This is a genomic window from Chryseobacterium sp. Bi04 (genome assembly GCF_918698085.1).
GTDB lineage: Bacteria > Bacteroidota > Bacteroidia > Flavobacteriales > Weeksellaceae > Chryseobacterium.
The window spans coordinates 298,393-317,672 of the sequence record NZ_CAKKLP010000004.1 but is presented as its reverse complement, the minus strand read 5'-3'; the positions used below and the strand labels follow the sequence as shown (position 1 = coordinate 317,672).

The following is a 19,280-nucleotide window of genomic DNA, read 5'->3' as shown; positions in this document are numbered from 1 at the left end:
TATAGCCAAAAATCATTCCAAAATCTGAACAGCAGTTCCTTTTGTATGGGCATTCATCTGCGGAGCATAGTAATTCTGCATGGTCGTGATCCCGTTAGAGAACTTCCCGGATGCATTGGCAACTACATCATATTCAAAAACATATTTTCCTTTCGGCATGTACTGGATATAGAAGTTGGTAGAAGCATCTTTTGCTGACTGGTAATAGCCCAGATTATTTTTCCACTGATAGCCTGACAATGCATCTATGGGTTCAAAACCTGCAGCACGCATATCTTTAATATGAATAAATTCCATAGCTCTGTCTGTATTCAGAATCATTCTTACCGTCACTTTATCTCCTACTTTTAATGGGGTTTCAGGGGAGATTTTCTGAAGCTCTTCTCCGTTTACTGTTTTTACTTTTTTATACAGCTCTTTGGTTACGGAAATATAGTTTTCTGAAGATTTAATCTTATCAAGATCTTCATAATACTGCCAGAATAATCCTCCCTGAACAATTCCGGGACCAGGTTTGGTAACCGTCACACTAGCCAGGTTTTTATCTATTCCATCTGTTTTTATCGTTGATTTCACATAGCCTGTAGCCTGAGTCTGCGGAACCAGCTCTTTTCCACCCCAAATAATGGTTGCTTTATCACTTTCGGCACCGGTCCATGATTTTCCTGAATTTAATAGGGTAAAGATCACTTCTGAAGTTCCTCTTGAGCTTCCCCATGAATTCACTTCTTTCTGTGTCACCAGCCAGATCTTCATTTCTTCAATCAATTTCTGATCGTTAGGTTTTAGTTTATTGAAAGCCTCCAGTGCACCTGCATGGTTCACGACTTTTGAACTGAACCAGCCCCAGTCGTTTAGATTCTGCTTCCAGTATACACCCTGTGTTTGTGTATCTGTAGACGTTTCTTTAAGGTAAGTCATTAATTTATCCGATACATCTTTCAAGCCGTAATCATTCATCAGTAATGCAGCACGGTGAAGGCCGAAGAATGTAAAGTCAGTAATTTTTGCCGTTTTTGCTTTCTGTTTTACCAGCGATTTCAATGTGGCTCCTTTACCCTTCAAAGGATATTGTTTTTCCCAATAGTTTCGGGTATCCAGATAATCTATAGCCCAGTTATTCCAGATATCTCCATTCTTCGGATCATAATATTTGCTGATCTCATTATCCACATACTGAATCAGGTTGGCCACTAAACTCTTCTGCTCTGAACTTTGGTAGTCTTTCAGATTATCTTTTACCCATGAGTTGATTTTTCCCAGGTTTTTAAGAATGTATAATGAAGTTCCGTAAGAGCTTGGATATCCCGCATACCATGAAAAGCCTCCGTCAGGATTTTGAAGCTTTTTAAAATCATCCCAGTCCTGGTTGATTGAATTTCTCATGGTGTTGGCATCAAACAATAATGCCAGTTTCTGCATTTGCTCCCCTTCATTTTTACTTTCCAATACCCAAGGAGTCTCTTCTAATAACAACTGCTTCAGCTCCTGATTTTTTTCAAGATTGGAGTTTAATAATCCTTTGTTCTGATATTCTTCAAAAATGGTTTTCATTTTCGGATTAGCCTTGAAAATTTCAGAGGCCACTACATCTGCAAACCACTTATTGAAGATTACATCAGCAGAGCTATTTGAGTCATTTTTAAGACTTGGAAGGGCAAACATAATTTCCCAGATCGGATTGGTAGTCAGTTCCAGGGTATTGGAAACATTAGACGCCGTTGCAGACGTATTATTTTTAAGGTTATCCAGTACAAATGTTTTTGTTTCGCCTTCTTTTACAAAAACCGGAACAGCATCCGTCACCAGCATTCTGTTTGGCAATACTGCTACAGCCTGCTGTTCTCCGTCAGAATAAGCTCCTGCTTTTGCCACTACTTTTAAAATAATAGAAGATACATTATCCGGAACTTTTAATTTCCATGTTAATGCGCCGTTCCCGTTTTCAGGAAGATCAAAATTCTGTGTTCCTGATACCACTCCAAATTTTGAAGAGATATTTTCATTGGTAAACGCATCTATAATCTGCAATTCTGCAGAACCATTTAGCTTTTTATCCGTTAGGTTAGATAATTTTGACTGTAAATTCAACTCATCCCCTTCTCTTAAGAATCTAGGATAATTTGGAGTAACAGAGAATTCTTTCTGTGTTACCACTTCTTTTTCCAGGGTAGCTGTTCTTGCATCTTTGGTATGTGCCAGGAACATCAGCTTCCATTTTGTAAGGGCTTCCGGAGAAGTAAACTCAAAGTTTACATTTCCTTCGGCATCAGTTTTAAGATCGGGATAGAAGAATGCTGTTTCGTTCAGGTTCTGACGAACAGGAACTTTATCTAAGCTTTCGGCAGACTCTTTTTGTGCACCACCATAAGCCGCGTCTGCTGCTAAGGCTTCATGTTTTGCAATTGGTGCAGACGGTACAGCCATCGTTGCTTTCCTCATAGATCTATAACTTGTAGCTTCTTGAGCAATAGTATTCAAAGGTTTAGGACATCCATTATATTGAGGCAACCCAGGAACCGTAGGACAAGTATCCTCTCCATCAGAAATACCATCTCCGTCAGTATCATCCCCAGTCCCTAATCTTCCATCAAGCCAGTTAAAACTTGGAACCTCTATATAATTTCCATTGAAATATTCCAGTCTTTTCTGATAACTTTTCTGTTGCAGATAATTTCTGACATCATAAGAGGTAAGAATACTAAATGGTACATATAATTTATTCCAGCTAAAAGTATTGGCAGCAAACTGATCCAGGGACATATCGTACATATTGGCTAATACCTCAGCATTTACCTTTTCTTTCTGATTTCCTGTTACTTTTACCGTCCATTTTTCTTTCGAATCAGGTTCCAGCTTATCTCTGAATGTTATGGTTTCAATTTTTAAAGGCTGTTCGGAATCTTTTATTTTTAAAGCTACGGCCTGGGTATTCACATCATTAAACGCAACGACCTGGAACTGAATATTCAACTGTGAAACTCCTTTGTCTTTTGGAACATCAGCAGTATATTCCAACAGTCCTTTTTTAAGCTGATGGGTTTCTGAAACTGTTTTTCCTGATCCATCCTGAACAAAGACATTCACCCACGCATCAGGAATCGCAGAGTACACATATATTTTCACTTTCTCACCCCTTGACACTTCATCTTTCGGAGCTATAACAGTCAGGAATGTTTTTTGTACAGGTTTCAAAGAAGTTTTGTCCCAAACACTGAAATATTGGGAAGATTTTATGGTATCCTTTCCTTCTATATTGAATAGCTCCAGCTGATAATCTCCTGCCTCAAGCTTTCCTAAATCTAACTGAGTTGAAAGCTGAGCATTATCAGTTGATGCAGGCTGCTGTTTTTCAATCAGAACTTTTTCTGTTTTCCAGTTTTTAATTTCATCATTCTTGTCAAACAGATCATGCGGAAACTTGCTGATAAATTCTTCTTTTGAATATTTCGGAAGATTTTGAATTTCAGACTTAAAATTATCCCTGAAAATACGATCCGGTGCGCTAAGTTTAGATAATTTAACCTGGTAAGATTTCTTAAGATTCTGTTCGTTATAGTTCTTTGTTTCTACTTTCAGGTTTACATTTTCACCAGTGAATGTATTTTGAATATTATCGGCTTTAATGTAGTGAGAAACTGAAGCTACTTTCAGCTGGGTATTGGCAGACTGTGTCTCCCCATTAATGTCTGTCACTGAAGCATTGATCTCGTAATTATCAATCTGTATGCCTTCCAGCTTTTCATCTTTTTTAAGATCCAAATGAATCACAAATTCTCCTTTTTCATTCGTTTTAGTCTCTCCAAGGATAGAATTTTCATTGGTATCATTCTGTGGATACCATGAGAAATACCTCCACCTGATATTGTGCTTCTTAATTTCGTAATGCACAGTGGTATTGCTTAATGCCACTCCCGAAAACATCAGTGTTTTTCCTTTCAGATCTATGGTTTGTCCATATTTATATTCATCTTTTACAGGATCGAAACTTACTTCAAACTTAGGTCTTTTGTACTCTTCAACCCTGATGTCTTTATAACCCTGGGTTTCTCCGTCTGTTCTCAGGTAAAAAGTACCGTTCAGCTTACCTTTTGGAAGAATAAAGCTGCCATGATAAGAACCAAACTCATTGGTGGTAAAGTCTTGTGAGGAAACGTCCTGGCTATTGGTATCCACCAGCGTTATTTTCTGCTTCCATCCTGAAAGTACAGATTCCACTTCTTTTTCCAGCTTCGTATTGACTACTTTGAAGTAAACTGTCTGACCGGGTCTGTATATCGCTCTGTCTGTAAAGATCTGCGCCGTAGTACGGGATTGTTTGTTCGGATTATAATCTTCCACATTTCCTCTGTTTCCGTACACCTGCATCATCTGGAAATCATTTGTCTTAGGCTGTTGGATCAGGAAGGTTCTGTAATATTCATTGCTTGCTGTAGAAGGAAATTTAAAAACTCCTTTTTCATTGGTTTTACCCTCTACTTTATTTAATGTTTTATTCGCTATAAATTCATAAAACACAAGATTTTCATTCACTGCAGGCTTTCCGTTTCCACTATTCACCAATTTCAATTCGTTGGAAAGCGGATTTCGGTCTGTTTTATTCTGATAGATAATTTTGTTCCCGGACACCAGGAAGTAAAAATTCTGTTTAGCATCTATATTCTTTAAATCTGCTCCTGCCACCGAATATTCCACAACATATACCCCTGAAGGAAGGGGCTTTATCTCCAGAGAAGTTTTGTGAAGCTGATAATCTTTAGGATCCGAAAGCTGATACGTTTCTTTTCTTACCAGATTCTTTTTAACCTTCTCAAATGTATTGCCGTATGAGTTTTGAATATACTGGAGCAGTGAAGTGAAATTATCTTTTACTTCATAAATATTCAAAGAAAACTCTTCAACATTTTTATATTCTGCCATAAAGTGGATCGGCAGGTTGTTCTGGGTCTGCTGCTCATATTTAATGTTCAGCAATGGGTTGACAATCTGATTTTCCTTATTTTTAATATTCTCCAGAAACGGAGATTTTGGATATTCGCTTTTAGCCTGTGCAGCAACGGCAATGGCTTCTTTTGTTTTCTTTTTGGCAATCAGCTCATTCATGATATCTTCCATGATGAGCACTTTATAATCGCCTTCTACATTAGATTTTACAAGCGCCTGCAGTTGTTCAAGTTTATCTTTACATTGATTAAAATTACAGTTTTCAACCAATTTTTCTTTCATAAAGTATAACTTCGGGTTCCCTTCATTCTGTGCGATCAGTTCGTCAAAGACCGCATTGATTGACGTACGGTTTTCTGCAAGTTCATTCTTTGTGAATATATTGTTTTCGGACAGAAAAGAGATCTTCTTCAACGCATACCAATCAAATAATGTAGGAAAATAAGCTATGTTTTTAACCCCTGAAAATACTTCCTTATATTTTGTTAGGGAGATTTTTTTCATTTCTGCCTTCTGCTGATCGAGATCCTGATAAGCTTTGGTTAAATAATTTTTAAAATCCAGTTTACTCCAGGTCTCAATTTGTGAAAGATCCTGGGAATTGATATTCGTTCTGCCGTCTATTTTCCAGGAATTTTGGTTATAATAATCCAGAAAAAAGCCATTTAACAGAACTTTGTATACCAACTTTTCTTCTCCCTTCAGCTTTTCCTCCGCTTTCTGAAGTTTTCCAAAGAATTTTGAAGCAGCATCATTCTGATCATCATCTACGGTTTGGTTTACAATACTGAATTCCGCCTTTAAAGAACGGATCAGCTGGAGTGCATTATTTTCTTTCATTGCCTGGTTTTGTATGTCTAAAATAATGGGAAGATTAGATTTGTAAGCTCCCTTGGTACTGTTTTCAACAATTTTTTTCCACTGGGCATCATAATATTTTTGCGCAAAAGCCGGTGAAAAGCACAGCATTAGAAGCAAAAGCATAAATATCTTGGAAAATCTTTTCATATATATTAATTTTGAAAAATGAACATTTTAAAAATACTGAAAAAAACCGTCATAGACAGCCAAATTTATGTCTCTTTAATGGGAACTTTTTTTGCAGTATTTTTCATGAAAGAGCAAAACACATTCCGTTTACCTACAATCCTGTTAATTTTCATCACGTATTTCAGCGGGTATCTGTACACTAAGTATCAATACACTAAACATTTTCTCAAAATACTGATCTTAAATGCTATAGCCGGGATCATTTGTGCTTTTTTAATCATACATAATCACAATGAAGTAAGACTTCTGAAATGGTTTATTATTGTTGTACTTGGATTACTCTACAACAGCTTTTTTCTAGATGTGTATATCCGGAAGATTCCGTTACTGAAAGTTTTTTATGTAGGATTAGTCTGGGCATTGGTCAACTGCTGGCTGACACTTCCTGAATTTGATATTCCTATTTTTCTGATCAGTTTTTTCTTTATCACGGCATTGGTTCTTCCTTTTGATATCCGGGATATGAACAGTGACACGGTAAAAACATTTCCGATGCTGATAGGGGTCCAGAATACCAAATATATTGCTTACGCTCTGGTGTTCATCAGTACTCTTCTTGGAATTTTTTACCTTCAGCCCCTGTATGCCGCAGCATTTTTCTTATCCGGCATCTTCACTTATATTCTCATCTATTTCGCTGATAATAAAAGAGATGACGCTTATTTTTCATTTGGAGTGGAAACCTGCTCTGCACTTCCTTTTTTATTTTTACTAATAATGGAGTATTTTTGACGAATGATTATCAAGAAACTCTCTCTTTACAATTTCAAAAACCATTCAGAAAAGAAGTTTGAATTTTCGCCGCAAATTAACTGTTTCGTTGGAAATAACGGTGCGGGAAAGACCAATATTCTGGATGCCCTGCACTATTTATCGGTAGGGAAAAGTTTTTTGGGAAACACCGACCTCAATAATATTAAAAGAGAAAAAGATTTTTTCACCATCGACGCTGAAGTGCAGCATGAAGACAGTGAAGATATCATTAGAATCACCCAGCCTAAGGAAGCTAAGAAGGTGATCAAAAAAAATGATAAAAGCTACGATAGGATGGCCGACCATATTGGGTATCTTCCGAGTGTGATGATCTCTCCTTATGACTCCAATCTTATTTCAGATTCAGGGGAAAGCAGACGGAAGTTTCTGGATTCTATGATCTCTCAAACAGATTCCGAATACCTTTTTGACCTGATCCAATATCAGAAAACCATCCAGCAAAGAAATGCATTGTTAAAATATTTTGCTAAAAACAGAGTATGGGACAAGGATTCACTGGAAATTTACGATAGTCCGATTACCCAATTCGGAACCAAAATTTTTAAGAAAAGAAAAGAGTTTGTAGAACAGTTAAATCCTATTGTCCAGAATTTTTATCAGATTATTTCTGGAGGAAAAGAAACGGTATCGGTGATCTATGAATCTCATTTATTAGAGAAGTCTTTTGAAGAGCTTTTAAAAGAAAATATTGATAGAGACCGGATGCTTACCTACACTTCAAAAGGGATTCATAAAGATGATCTTCTTTTCGAAATGGACTGTGTTTTAATCAAAAAAATTGGTTCCCAGGGGCAGCAGAAATCTTTTCTGATCTCCTTAAAACTGGCGCAGATGAGTCTTGTAAAGGAGCTCACCCATAAAACACCTATCCTTCTCCTGGATGATATTTTTGATAAGCTTGATGACACCAGGGTTTCCCAGTTGATTGAACTCGTGAATAAGGAAAGTTTCGGACAGATCTTTATTACCGATACCCATAGGGAACGTACCGAAAGTGTGGTAAAAAAAATTAACGAAGAAAGTATAATTTTTGAGATATGATTCAAAGAATTTACATCATTATATTTTCACTGCTTTTTTTCTTTTCTTTTAGTCAGAAGAAAAGAAAAAAAGCAGTAGATCTGCTGGATGATTATCATTCTCATCAACATGGTGAAGTTAATAAAGATTTCAAGCCTATCCCACTACAGAAGAGAATCAGCAGGTTTCCTTTTAATAAAGCTGCTAAAATTAAAATTATTTCTTATAATCTGGATTTTAGTGAAAAAAACAACTATGTACCTCCTCCACCCACTCCAAAAACAAAATCAGACAGTTCTGATCTCAAGGGATATTATGAAAGTTTTAAAAAAAGTCCTGAGCCTGTTGAACTAAGAGAGTTGATTGAAAAAGAATATCATGAAGGAATAAAGGAATCAAAAACCTTAACAATCACAGAAATATCAGAACTTACTGCGATCCTATATGATACCTGCAACAAGTATTATATCGATTTCACCTCTAAAAGCGGATGTTTTTTCCCAAGAAATGCCATACTTTTTTATGATGAGAATGATAAGGTTTTTGCTTACTTTGAGATTTGCTTCGAATGTTCCGAAATAGAATCTTCTCCAAAAGGTATGTTGGAACCCATCGAGACCTGTGAATTTCTTTATCCTTATTTAGAAAAGTTTTTCAAAAACAAAGGATTAACAACTGACTATCTACAGAAAAAACAGCATGAAGAATAAGAAAAAACGTGAATATCAATCGTCTGAACTTGTAAAATCTTTTGCCAGAATTTATGGTTTTGAGGATAAACTGGTGGCCTTTGAAATCAAAGATTTTCTGGAAGATTATCTTGATGCCAGTCTCTTCAATGAAATCAGAAGTGTAAATATTGAAAAAGGATGCATCATGATTAAAATAGACTCTCCCCTATTGAAAAATGATTTTAAAATGCGTAAAAGCTTTTATCTGAAAAAGTTTCAGGACAAATTCGGAGCAGATAAACTGAATGACCTTCAGATCCTGTAATTTCTTTTTACAAAGATGAACTCATAAAAAAATGCTACCTGAAGTAGCATTTTTTTATGTATTGTATCTATATCCTGAAACAGTTTAATGTTCTTCAGATTTATTAGAGATCGTATTGCTCATGAGGTCATCTGCTTTTTTATCCAAGCCTGAACTCAATGGCAGGAAGAACTTCAGCGGATGTTTCACAAAATACCTGAATATTTCTTTATAGATTTCGCTCACCTGCCCGAAATTCATTTTTCTTGATCTAAAGGCTAAGAACATCGATAAACTAAAACTCACCAGGAAGTTGAAGAATCCTATCAGGAATACGGTAAAGAAAGATATCCAAAAAGTATAGGAATCTACTGAGAAATCTTTTCCGTAAAGTCCTAACGCAAAGTTTCCGGCAGCAAAAGTAATGTGTCTTATATCAAGGTCCAGTCCGAAGAACATTCCTACCGGAGCAGTGGCCCCAAGGAATACACCAAACCAGAAATTGGAAACAATTCCGGGCCAGTTTTTAGCATAATATTTCGACAGTCCTTTCGCAAACTTCTTTCCGAGAAAATTTCTGATAGACAAATTTTTGGCAATTCTTTCCGGGATCTGATAAAATACAGAGTTGTTCCCAATATTCCCTGAGATGATTCCTGAAATAAAAAGATAAAATCCAGCAATACTCGCATGCAAAATTGCTTTGGATTTGAAAGGATCGAGGTCTTTTAGCAGCTTATCGGATCTCTCTACTGCAAGATTTTGAGAGAAAAAGACATCCAAACCATAAATAATGGCAAGGGCAATAGGGAAAGCCAGCAGTACATTTCCTACAAATGCTATAAACTGGCTTCTGAATAGTTTTGATACCAGATGGGCAAATTCCGTATTGTGTCTTTTGCTGTTTCCTTCTTCAGACAGTACTTTAGTCATCGTAGCGGCAGTCATTGCAGGCTGTTTTGTGGCCAGAGTAAATCCCATCAGGTAAATCATCACAAATCCCATGGCATAGTTCATAGAGTATAGGAATGCGTGCGAAAAATCACTTCCGGGGATATATCCGTATAGCATTTTTAATACACAAAGCGCTCCTACAATAATTCCACCACCACTCGCTTTATAGAACATAGTCATATATTCTTTACGGGTAGAGGTGATATAATGGGTTCCTGCTTCTGCCGTATGGTTGGTAATAAGATGGGAAATCAACCTTGTACTGTCGTTGATCAGGTCTGCTATATTATTTTTATGAGATTTATAGTTCAGGATATTAAAGATCAATTGCTTTGATTTGATCATCACATCTTCCTCCGTATCAATAACAAGCAACTGCACAATTTCATAGATCCTTTCCGTCTGCTGGCGGATCTTCAGCAATGATTGATTAATCTTTCCTGAAATACCATATTTAGCTGAATTTTTAAAAGCTATGTTTACAAATTCCTGACAATGTTCTGTATAGATTTTGATCTGCTTATACCGGCTATCTTTAGAGTGCAGCTGTAAATCGGGATCTGTAGTAAGGTCTTCGGCTAATGCCTCCAACTCATTCTGAAGGGCAAGAAACGGATTATCAAGATTTCTGTACTGTGGGGCCATTCTCACCACTTCCACTTCCATAGCCATCCCTGTAACCCTCCAGGAAAGGATATTCATAGAGAAAATAAGCTCCTTTTTAATGTTGGGCTTGATTATAAAATCAGAAGCTCCTAACATTACCAAAAATTCATCCATCTCATTTTCAGGAAGATTATGCATGTATTTCAGATCCGTTTTAGGCCTCATACTTACATTATCAATCATATACCACACCGTCTTTTCATTTTCTACGGGAGGTAAAACCTTATTCAGGATCCTTTTTTTAAGTTCCGGAAAGAAAGCATTTTCAGAAAGGATATTGGCTTCTGTCAGGGACAGGTTGAAAGGCCTGCCTCTAAAAATATTGTGTATATAGTATTTAAAATTCTCAGCAAAATTGGGATTGCTTCTGAGAAAATTAAGCACATAAGTAAAATCTGCCCTTTTAATGCTCTCTAAAAACTCTGCAAAAGGTTCTAAAGAAAGGGTTTCGTTCTTAAAAGAAAAGTATTTTTTAAGAACTGACTCAAAATTTGTGCTGGAATTAAACAATTTCATTAGTACAAAGATACTATTTCAAACTCACATTCCTCATCTGCCTCATGATCCAATTATGTTTCTTCCTTAAATAAGGAGATGGATTTTTAGGATCATATTTTTTCGGATTGGGCAATACTGCGGCAATCCACGCTGCATCTGAAGCACTTAAATCCCTGGATGATTTACCAAAATAATATTGAGCTGCAGCTTCTACTCCAAATACACCCTGCCCCATTTCAATAGAGTTCAGGTACCTTTCAAGGATAATATCTTTGCTCCATACTTTTTCAATAATAAAGGTATATACGGCTTCCAATCCTTTTCTTATCCAGCTTCTGCCCTGCCAAAGAAAAACATTTTTTGCCGTCTGTTGGGAAATCGTACTTCCTCCTCTTATTTTTTTGCCCTGTTCATTATGCTTCATTGCTTTTTCAATCGCAGTATAATCGAATCCGTTATGATCAAAGAATTTCTGATCTTCGGAAGCAATGACTGCCTTTTTCACATTATTTCCCATTTCATCATAGGAAATATAATCTCTGTGTAATTTTCCGTACTCAAAAAGCCCTCCTATCTGGGTAATGGTAACAGGCGGATTGAAAAATCTACCCCAAATGATAAAAACGACATTCAGAACAAGAACAATGAAAATCAGCTGTTTAATTTTTTTCCACATAAGTTATCGTAAAAGGAAGTGCAAAAATAAGCAAATAGTACGAGTTACTGCAACTCTTTCATATAGGTTAGCTGATAATCCGGCAGAAGTTCGGGATGGAAGATTTTAATATAATCTTTAAGGATAAGATCTGCTCTCACCACTCCACTTTCAAAGAAATCATTGGCTTTTTGTTTTTCTTTTCCGGCAATGGTATATATTTTCCCTTTATTGAATACATCCAGTTTTCCATAGAAAGCATTCATTTTCAGCATTTCTTTTTTAGAAGCGTGGCTTCCTGCATTCACCCAATACTGTACATTGCCTGTTTTTGCGTAGACTTCTTCAAAGCTCATCGTTAAAGCCTTTTCATCTTTATTGTCCTTTAAGATATAGGAAGCATTGGCATCAGCAATATAATGGGCAACAGAGGTATTACCCCCCGGAAGATACCATACATTACCATACATTTCATTAGCTAAAACAACAGGTTTTTCTTTTGCTTTTAATGCCAGCTTTTTCAGATCACCATAATTCTTTTCCACTTCCTGGTATGTTGCCTCCGCTTCTTTTTCTTTTCCTAAAAATTCTCCGAAAAGCTTTATATATGCTGTTTTTTCCAAGGGTTGCTGCTCCATGTACTCATCGAGAAATATCACCTGAATTCCGTTATTTTTTAACAGTTCGTATGTATTATCGAAACTTGCAATATGATTGGTAAAAATAGCATCCGGTTTCATAGAAATAATCTTCTCTACATCGTATTTCTGCTCACTCCCTACATTTTGGATCTTTCCTTCTTTAAGCAGGTTCAGAATTTTTTCCGAATAAATATACTCCGGACTTGAAACTCCAATGATTAGGTTTTCTGCTCCAAGGGCTGAAATATAGCCAGCCATACTCGCATTTAACAGGATGATTTTCTTAAAAGGAGTCTGGTTTTTATTAAAATTATAGGTAAAATTTCCCGATTTCAGTTGCAGAGCCCCGTCATGCTCTTTAAATTGGGTACGATTGGAGATATGGGTCCAATCTAAGGACGAAATTTTTGATTCTCTTTTACAGGCAATTAGCGAAAAAACCGTGAATAGAAGTAAAATTCTTTGTTTCATCTTTCAAAGAAAAGAAAAAAGTGCTATATTTGCAAACCCTTAAACAACAAGGTAACACCGGCCTCGTGGCGCAACTGAATAGCGCATCTGATTACGGCTCAGAAGGTTACAGGTTTGAATCCTGTCGAGGTCACTAGACCGACATTAGAAGTTTTCACTCTCTTATGTCGGTTTTTTTTATTTCCTAATCCACTGTTATACTGGTAGATACATTGAGCAACAATATTCATTTTAGGTGTTTGAAAACTTTTTCCGTCAAATTCGACTTTTTGAGGAAATATTAAACACCCTATCGTTCTTTTTGTAAGCAGATCACCCTGCTGGTAAAGGTTTGAAAGGTTTTCCATTGAATCTAGAGCGTTTTCTATTTTTGTCTTGATGTCAAGTTCTTTACTTTCTGAGACAATGTGCTGAAGTTCCAATTCTAGCTGTTCGATTTGGGTTTTTGTGAGCATTTTTATCTCTTTATAATCATCTTCATCTAACTTATCGGCGAGATATTTATCCCTCGCATTAAAAATTTTTTCATTGAGCAAACTGATCTCTTTTGAAATAGATTTTCTTTTCACATCTATATCGTAAGTGAACTGCTTATAATTGTCTAAAAGGATCTCTTTCATCAGGTCTTTGATCATTGGATTATATTCCAATTTTGAAATTTCATTTTCAAACAGTTCATTTAATCTTTCGGAGTTAAATCTAAACCCGCACTTATAATGGCAGTGATAGTAATAATAGGTTTTAGATTTACCTTTGGCACCACTTGCAGTAAGATTCTTTCCACATCTCGGACAGATCAAAAGACCTCGAAGCGGAAAACGGTCATTTCCAAATACACGTCCTCCCGGACCTTCTACTCTTCTTTTTTTGTCCATGATCTGCTGCGCTTGATAAAACAGTCTTTCGCTAATTAACGCTTCGTGTTTTCCATCAATATAATAAGCTTCTTCCTGCTTATAATCTTCTATATAAATCTTACCGCAATACACCGGATTTCTCATGGCTTTGGCAAATGCGCTTCTCGACATAGAAACACCCTCTCTTTTATTCATTTGCAATCTCACATGGTCAGCAGGAATATGCCCTTTCGAAATCTCATTAAATGCCCATATAATATTTGAAGCCTCCGGTTCTTTTATGGCAATATACTTTTTACCATCTTCGTGACTTCTGTTAACATATCCGTAAGGAGCTATTCCCATCAATCGCCCCTCCTTTTTTGCTCTTCTCATTCCATGGAATGTATTCAAGGCTCTTCTATCATTTTCAACTTCAGGGGTTGATAAATAAATTGCCAACATCAACTTATTTTCAGGAACTGACATATCCAACGGTTGTTCAATGGCTTGAGGAATGATGTGGTTTTTCTGGAGAAGGCTGATCATTTGATAAGCATCTCCAGTATTACGGCTAAACCGGTCCCATTTCGTAAACAGAACAAGACTGCTTTTATGACTTCTCTTTTTGATTTCAATCAGATATTTTTTCCATTCAGGGCGTTCAAAGCTCTTGGCTGAATGATCTTCGTAAATGACCTTGTTGATTAATATATTGTTGTTTTCACAATATTTACGTAGTCTCTCGTTCTGATCTCTCTGGGAATAGCCTTTTTCAGCCTGTTCATCAGTGGAGACTCGGATGTATAGATCTGCTATATTCATAGTGTTGATGATTTCATTAAAAAAAATTTTAGGTGGTAACACTGAAAAAAAAGTCACCGTAGAAATTCATCATTCTAATATGTCACTAAAATACAAATAATCAGTCAGATGTAAAAAATTCTTTAAGGGTAAGTTTTACAACAATATATAAAAACTCCATTATTTCTTCTGATTGTTCCTCGTTTACATCATAACCCGACTTTCTCAGAACTGACAAGGCTTTATCAGGAGGAATTCTCTTTAATTCAATAGATGGAATATATTTTTTGACGCCCGAATATGATCCCTTACTATGTTCTTTATGTTTTTTCATGATGATTGGCTTAATGATTATAAATCATTATTAATATAGATCATCAATCCTGGGATGTATTGAAATGTCTTCAGAATGGATATGATGGCGTTCTGTTGAAGTTAATTAACCATAGCTTTTTTCCATCAAAAACATCTAATTTTTGTAAGATATGCAAGAACAAATATTAATTTGCTTGATCACTGTTATTTAAAAAAGGATTGGAGCAAATAATTAAAATGGATTCTAGTAGCAACACGAAAAATAGTCTTCTTAAATATTTTACAATGCCTTTATCGGCAAAAATTGATAATTAAACGAAAGAAAATTTATGGATTTTTGCCGATAAAGGCAAGTTTTATAATCTAATAATATATTTAAATAAGGTGTCCGGTAGTACGAAATCATATCCTAACTCAAATTATCAACAGTTTTCATAATTGTTCTTTACAGGGATGGATAGCATAATTTCTATTTTTTTTCAGAAAAAATCGGTAAAAAGGCAGCTAAGGTATTGTTGCCAGCCATCGCTTGTGCCCTCAAAAGACTACGGCATAAACGGTTTCCTCCCTCAAGGTACCCTCCAATTATTCCGTTTCCTTTTGACTTTTTTCATTGTCAACACTTCATATCTGCTTTCTTTTTTCCGGTTTTCTTTTGAAAAATATTGATTAAAGCCTGACAAGGCTTGGAGAGAAAAGGAAGGAGAGAAGATTGAAAAGCTTTTGACCTAATAAAACAGGTACGGAGCAGTTCAATCATATTTTAAATAAATGCTGTTTAACTTAAGTACGGGAAATACAAGGCTCTGCCGTGCTCAGAGCAATAACAATGAAATATAATATAGTGAATGAGATCAAATTAATCTATACAAGAAAAGGAAATACCGAAAAAAAAGTACTGAACTCACAGGATGCTACAGATATTTTCCGGGAACATTTTGATGCAGATCAGATCGATTACAGAGAGTCATTTTATTCAATGTATATGAATCAGGCCAATAAGGTTTTAGGAATACAAAAAATATCAGAATCCGGGATTACCTCTTCTCTGGTTGATATAAGAATTATTATGCAGGGAGCTTTATTATGCAATGCCGTGTCATTTATTATAGCTCATAACCACCCTTCCGGTAACCTGGCACCTTCCCGTGAGGACATAAACATTACACAGAAAATAAAGGAAGCAGGACAACTATTAAATATTAATTTATTGGATCATTGTATAATAACCTCTATGGACTCCTTCTCTTTCGCAGATGAAGGTATATTATAAGAATCTTAACCTTTTGAAAAATAAAGAATCCAGAGCCAATAATCGGCCTGGATTCTTGTGACGTCGCGAAAAGGTGATTGCCCTTCAATGGTCAACCATCTTTTCGCAAGCATTAAAACATAATTCTAATTCTCCCCTTTTATCAAAAATTTATCAGCTAAAGACACTTGATTTGTTATTCTATTTTTTTGTTGTTAAACTGAAATTCAATTTTCTTCTCATTTCCAAAACTATCAGAGATCCATACCGTAAATGATTGTGAAACTTCCGAGGTTGAAGTATAATACAATCTGAACTCTTTCTCATAAAGAGGATAGCTATCATCAGGAAAATAGGGCTTTGTATTATAATACTGCAGCTTTCCTGTTCCTTCAAACTGAAAATACCTCAGATAATATTTCGTGTCAGAAAAATTACCTTCAGGAAGTATTGTAATACGTATCTCAACATAATCATCTTTAGCTATGTCCTTAGGAACCGGCATAACAGACACTTCAAAAGGAAAATTCTGCTGAATTTCTAAATCATCTTTCTGGCAAGATTGAACAAGTAATCCGATAATGTACAGTATTAAAGAAAACTTGAATAGTGTTTTAATTTTATTACTAATTATATTTTTCATTTTATATTATTTTTAAAAATTATATCTTATTCCAAAACCCAACAGAGGGTGAAACTGTGCCATTTGACTATTTTTTAAAAAGCGCAGCTGCCCGTTCACAAGAAATACCCAATGTTCCGTCAGATAGCTTTCAAGCAACAACTTACCACCCACACCATAAATAAGTTGATCTGCAGAGCTAAGCATTGAGCCATCGTAAATTAATTCATTACCTCCATTAACCTGCTCATAACCAACCAGTGCTCCAATTCCTAGATTAAGATTGACATTTCTCATGAAATCTCCCCATACATAAAAGCTGTAGCCACCGCCCAGCAGAAATGTATCTATCGGAATAGCATAGTTGGTGTATTTATAATTTTTCCTGCTATATTCTGCCAGACCAAAAAAGTAATTCCCATTCTTTACGTAAGAAACAAACCCCATACTTACTATATAATTTTGCTTTTTAGGAGATTTTGGAAATACTGAATAGGAAATTTCAACACCGGTTTGTCCGGGAATCATCTGCTGGGCAAATGATTTTACATTCATTGTACTTATGAAAAGTATTGCTATCAATAATTTGTTCATCTCAATTGGTTTTAAAATTTAAACTATTGATCAGTCTTGCATTGATCAGCTCCTTATTCTCAAGTTGAACTTTTTGATGCCGCCCTCCATTTCTTTCCAGAACTTCAATTTCTAACACCTGATCCTTTAACAGGGTAAACTGCTCCAGTAAATAAACAACTGTTACACTCGAATTATGTTTTGAGGTCATCACCGGCGAATAAATCCTGGTTGGTTGTAACAGCTTATCCTGAATAACAGTTCTCTTTAAATTCTTCTTATCTACAATTTTAAAATTGATTAATTCAATATCATACTCTACATTGCTTTTGTTATCAACTTGCAGGGTAAAGTAGAATTTATTGTCATTGACATGTAATGCACGAACAGAAAACTGAATACCGAAGCTCTTTGCTGCAATATGCTTTATTTCTTTTTTGCTCTTACGATACAGGTTTTCCATAATCAATTCTGTGAAAGATGAAGAGCTTCCTTTGAGATCTTCAAAAAGTACATCGGTTGAATTTTCAGTGTTTCTCTCCATCTTTACAAGATCGTAACTGAGGATATCAGGAGATGCACTGTAAAAAACATCGAAACTGTAAAATTTTCCATCTTCAGTAATAACCGAAAAATTGGTTTCCTCTTCAAAATCTCTGACTGCAGATTTGACTCTGAGAACATTGCCGATAGGCTCTGCCTTATTGGCAACCAACAGATCGCTTCCAAGATCAACATACCGTATAGATGAAGGAAATACCAGATGGGTCGTTTTACTGTAAGTAACCTGCAACCTGAAAGGTTCCAGCTTAGCCTGTTCCAATGAAACATAAGTCATCACGGAATCCTGACCCAATACCTTGCTTGCCAATAGAAGCAATAGTATTATGAGAATATAATGGCTCTTTTGCGTATTCATTCTTTAATTTTTTTATTAGTTATTTTTGGGCATGAGTAAAACCTGATGGCCAGCTTTTACAGTGATTTTTAATTGTCTCACTCTTTTTTGAAAATAACCCGACAATCCTTGCACTACTCCCCTGCTCAGATCAGCTGCAACCTGTTGTCCTGCCGATTGGGTCATCATAATATTGGTGCCTGAAGTCTGGCTCATGTTGGCAACAATATCACCTATTGCATTCCGCTCCGGTGAATACGGAACGTATAATCCCAATTGTCCATCATTATCATGAATATTGATTTCCACAGGATAGACATTACCTTGAGATTGGATGGAAGAGATTTTTAACTGAAGTCTTCCAGCCTGAAATTTAACTGCTGCAACCAGCATAGTGCCTGGAGGAATTTCAATACTTCCGAGCTGCATCGCTTCTGAAAGCCTTATAGATAATGTACTTTCATTAACCAATCTCTTAGTCTCATAGACCATACCTCTAATTGCATTTTTAGATTGGCCTAAAATCGTTTTTTCATTTTGAGCGTTATAAAACCTGTTCTTATTCAAACCTGTAATAAAAGCACTGTCAGACGGCTCTCTGTATAGCGAGGAAACAACACTGGAATGCCCCGGTTTTACCGATGTCAGTGTAATGTTCTTCTCAACAGGCTTTTCAACATCTTCTTTTGATTCAGACTCTTTCTGCTTTGGAGCTGTTGGAAGATATTTAGCAGCCATCTGATATGATTTTTCCATCAGTTCTAACTGGTCATTCATACCAAGGCCTACGGGAACAGAATTGTTTTGCATCGCTTCATTCTTTAGTCTTGAAATTTCTTTCCTCAGGTTATTGACTTCAGAATCGTCCTTGCTATAGAATGAACCCAAAGTCTGCTGTGCATTGCGGTAACTGTTCACGGCATTCTGATCGGATTGCTGAAGAGTACTCGTATTAGAAATTGAAGCGGAAGGATTACTAGTAGAATGTAGAGTGTTCTGGTCATTCCAATAGTCTGATAAGTCCGTTAACGCATTTCTTTTCTCTTCATTTTTTTTTTCCAAAAGCTGCTGTTCGTAAGCCTTTTGTTTGTCCGACTGCAGATGTCTATCTTTTGCTTGCGGAATGTCCGCATTAAATCCTGCCTCTTCAGCAATGGTATTATTAGATTTTGGTTTAAAAATAAGATATAAGCAAATTGCACATACGGCAGCCATCAAAAGATAGATGATAGGCTTTTTCAGTCTCTCCCATTGGACTTTCGGATGATCGTTCAACTCATTTTGAGGAAGATCATTTTCTGTGATTTTAATTTTCTCTGAATCTTTCATTCT

15 protein-coding genes and 1 tRNA gene are annotated in these 19,280 nt (G+C 36.0%); 6 read left to right on the top strand and 10 right to left on the bottom strand.

Translation table 11 applies throughout. The features are described from left to right. Nucleotides 1-12 precede the first annotated feature (12 nt). Nucleotides 13-5,952 carry an alpha-2-macroglobulin family protein gene (locus LQV47_RS09335; RefSeq protein ID WP_230036174.1) on the bottom strand — a complete coding sequence of 1,980 codons (5,940 nt, stop codon included), beginning with the start codon at nucleotides 5,950-5,952 and terminating at the stop codon, nucleotides 13-15. 18 nt (nucleotides 5,953-5,970) lie between these two features. On the opposite strand from LQV47_RS09335, the gene LQV47_RS09330 reads away from it, so the two are divergent. The 4 genes from LQV47_RS09330 to LQV47_RS09315 are packed head-to-tail and all read left to right on the top strand — an operon-like array spanning nucleotide 5,971 to nucleotide 8,784. Then, nucleotides 5,971-6,726, top strand: a complete 756-nt coding sequence (locus LQV47_RS09330; protein WP_230036172.1) for a hypothetical protein — start codon at nucleotides 5,971-5,973, stop codon at nucleotides 6,724-6,726. A 3-nt stretch (nucleotides 6,727-6,729) separates the two neighbouring features. Next, nucleotides 6,730-7,809: a DNA replication/repair protein RecF gene (locus tag LQV47_RS09325; protein ID WP_230036170.1), complete on the top strand. Its 1,080-nt coding sequence runs from the start codon at nucleotides 6,730-6,732 to the stop codon at nucleotides 7,807-7,809. Next, on the top strand, nucleotides 7,806-8,498 hold the full coding sequence (locus LQV47_RS09320; RefSeq protein WP_230036168.1) for a hypothetical protein: 693 nt from the start codon (nucleotides 7,806-7,808) through the stop codon (nucleotides 8,496-8,498). The genes LQV47_RS09325 and LQV47_RS09320 overlap by 4 nt, the downstream gene beginning before the upstream one ends. Continuing rightward, nucleotides 8,488-8,784 (top strand): hypothetical protein, encoded by a 297-nt coding sequence (locus tag LQV47_RS09315; RefSeq protein WP_230036166.1) that lies wholly within the window; start codon nucleotides 8,488-8,490, stop codon nucleotides 8,782-8,784. The genes LQV47_RS09320 and LQV47_RS09315 overlap by 11 nt, the downstream gene beginning before the upstream one ends. An 84-nt stretch (nucleotides 8,785-8,868) precedes the next feature. Here the strand turns inward: LQV47_RS09315 and LQV47_RS09310 are convergent, their stop codons facing one another. The 3 genes from LQV47_RS09310 to LQV47_RS09300 are packed head-to-tail and all read right to left on the bottom strand — an operon-like array spanning nucleotide 8,869 to nucleotide 12,648. After that, nucleotides 8,869-10,899 (bottom strand): site-specific recombinase, encoded by a 2,031-nt coding sequence (locus tag LQV47_RS09310; protein WP_230036164.1) that lies wholly within the window; start codon nucleotides 10,897-10,899, stop codon nucleotides 8,869-8,871. A 13-nt stretch (nucleotides 10,900-10,912) separates the two neighbouring features. Then, nucleotides 10,913-11,557, bottom strand: a complete 645-nt coding sequence (gene mtgA, locus LQV47_RS09305) for a monofunctional biosynthetic peptidoglycan transglycosylase (RefSeq protein ID WP_230036162.1) — start codon at nucleotides 11,555-11,557, stop codon at nucleotides 10,913-10,915. Nucleotides 11,558-11,601: 44 nt separating this feature from the next. After that, a complete protein-coding gene (locus tag LQV47_RS09300; protein WP_230036160.1) occupies nucleotides 11,602-12,648 on the bottom strand; it encodes an ABC transporter substrate-binding protein in 1,047 nt (348 codons plus the stop codon). 59 nt (nucleotides 12,649-12,707) lie between these two features. Between LQV47_RS09300 and LQV47_RS09295 the strand changes: the two genes are divergently transcribed. Then, nucleotides 12,708-12,781 (top strand) — tRNA-Arg (locus LQV47_RS09295). On the opposite strand, the gene LQV47_RS09290 is transcribed toward LQV47_RS09295, so the two are convergent. Next, nucleotides 12,747-14,309 carry a recombinase family protein gene (locus LQV47_RS09290; protein ID WP_230036158.1) on the bottom strand — a complete coding sequence of 521 codons (1,563 nt, stop codon included), beginning with the start codon at nucleotides 14,307-14,309 and terminating at the stop codon, nucleotides 12,747-12,749. The two genes, LQV47_RS09295 and LQV47_RS09290, sit on opposite strands and share 35 nt — an antisense overlap. A 100-nt stretch (nucleotides 14,310-14,409) precedes the next feature. Continuing rightward, nucleotides 14,410-14,622 (bottom strand): hypothetical protein, encoded by a 213-nt coding sequence (locus LQV47_RS09285; protein WP_230036156.1) that lies wholly within the window; start codon nucleotides 14,620-14,622, stop codon nucleotides 14,410-14,412. Between the two features lie 810 nt (nucleotides 14,623-15,432). Between LQV47_RS09285 and LQV47_RS09280 the strand changes: the two genes are divergently transcribed. Beyond that, nucleotides 15,433-15,876: a JAB domain-containing protein gene (locus tag LQV47_RS09280; RefSeq protein WP_230036154.1), complete on the top strand. Its 444-nt coding sequence runs from the start codon at nucleotides 15,433-15,435 to the stop codon at nucleotides 15,874-15,876. Nucleotides 15,877-16,051: 175 nt separating this feature from the next. On the opposite strand, the gene LQV47_RS09275 is transcribed toward LQV47_RS09280, so the two are convergent. The 4 genes from LQV47_RS09275 to traM are packed head-to-tail and all read right to left on the bottom strand — an operon-like array spanning nucleotide 16,052 to nucleotide 19,277. Then, nucleotides 16,052-16,498, bottom strand: coding sequence for a DUF3872 domain-containing protein (locus LQV47_RS09275; protein ID WP_230036152.1), 447 nt, complete (start codon nucleotides 16,496-16,498; stop codon nucleotides 16,052-16,054). A gap of 12 nt (nucleotides 16,499-16,510) precedes the next feature. Then, nucleotides 16,511-17,071: a conjugal transfer protein TraO gene (locus LQV47_RS09270; protein ID WP_230036150.1), complete on the bottom strand. Its 561-nt coding sequence runs from the start codon at nucleotides 17,069-17,071 to the stop codon at nucleotides 16,511-16,513. 1 nt (nucleotide 17,072) lies between these two features. Continuing rightward, nucleotides 17,073-17,969 carry a conjugative transposon protein TraN gene (gene traN, locus LQV47_RS09265; protein WP_230036148.1) on the bottom strand — a complete coding sequence of 299 codons (897 nt, stop codon included), beginning with the start codon at nucleotides 17,967-17,969 and terminating at the stop codon, nucleotides 17,073-17,075. 15 nt (nucleotides 17,970-17,984) lie between these two features. Further along, on the bottom strand, nucleotides 17,985-19,277 hold the full coding sequence (gene traM / locus LQV47_RS09260) for a conjugative transposon protein TraM (protein WP_230036146.1): 1,293 nt from the start codon (nucleotides 19,275-19,277) through the stop codon (nucleotides 17,985-17,987). Between the last annotated feature and the right edge of the window lie 3 nt (nucleotides 19,278-19,280).

Bases quoted from the DNA above. Each gene is read 5' to 3' on its own strand.
- LQV47_RS09290 (WP_230036158.1), bottom strand. From the start codon at position 14,309: ATGAATATAGCAGATCTATACATCCGAGTCTCCACTGATGAACAGGCT.
- LQV47_RS09280 (WP_230036154.1), top strand. From the start codon at position 15,433: ATGAAATATAATATAGTGAATGAGATCAAATTAATCTATACAAGAAAA.
- LQV47_RS09325 (WP_230036170.1), top strand. From the start codon at position 6,730: ATGATTATCAAGAAACTCTCTCTTTACAATTTCAAAAACCATTCAGAA.
- LQV47_RS09285 (WP_230036156.1), bottom strand. From the start codon at position 14,622: ATGAAAAAACATAAAGAACATAGTAAGGGATCATATTCGGGCGTCAAA.
- LQV47_RS09330 (WP_230036172.1), top strand. From the start codon at position 5,971: ATGAACATTTTAAAAATACTGAAAAAAACCGTCATAGACAGCCAAATT.
- traM (WP_230036146.1), bottom strand. From the start codon at position 19,277: ATGAAAGATTCAGAGAAAATTAAAATCACAGAAAATGATCTTCCTCAA.
- LQV47_RS09300 (WP_230036160.1), bottom strand. From the start codon at position 12,648: ATGAAACAAAGAATTTTACTTCTATTCACGGTTTTTTCGCTAATTGCC.
- LQV47_RS09310 (WP_230036164.1), bottom strand. From the start codon at position 10,899: ATGAAATTGTTTAATTCCAGCACAAATTTTGAGTCAGTTCTTAAAAAA.
- LQV47_RS09315 (WP_230036166.1), top strand. From the start codon at position 8,488: ATGAAGAATAAGAAAAAACGTGAATATCAATCGTCTGAACTTGTAAAA.
- LQV47_RS09270 (WP_230036150.1), bottom strand. From the start codon at position 17,071: ATGAACAAATTATTGATAGCAATACTTTTCATAAGTACAATGAATGTA.
- LQV47_RS09275 (WP_230036152.1), bottom strand. From the start codon at position 16,498: ATGAAAAATATAATTAGTAATAAAATTAAAACACTATTCAAGTTTTCT.
- traN (WP_230036148.1), bottom strand. From the start codon at position 17,969: ATGAATACGCAAAAGAGCCATTATATTCTCATAATACTATTGCTTCTA.
- LQV47_RS09335 (WP_230036174.1), bottom strand. From the start codon at position 5,952: ATGAAAAGATTTTCCAAGATATTTATGCTTTTGCTTCTAATGCTGTGC.
- mtgA (WP_230036162.1), bottom strand. From the start codon at position 11,557: ATGTGGAAAAAAATTAAACAGCTGATTTTCATTGTTCTTGTTCTGAAT.
- LQV47_RS09320 (WP_230036168.1), top strand. From the start codon at position 7,806: ATGATTCAAAGAATTTACATCATTATATTTTCACTGCTTTTTTTCTTT.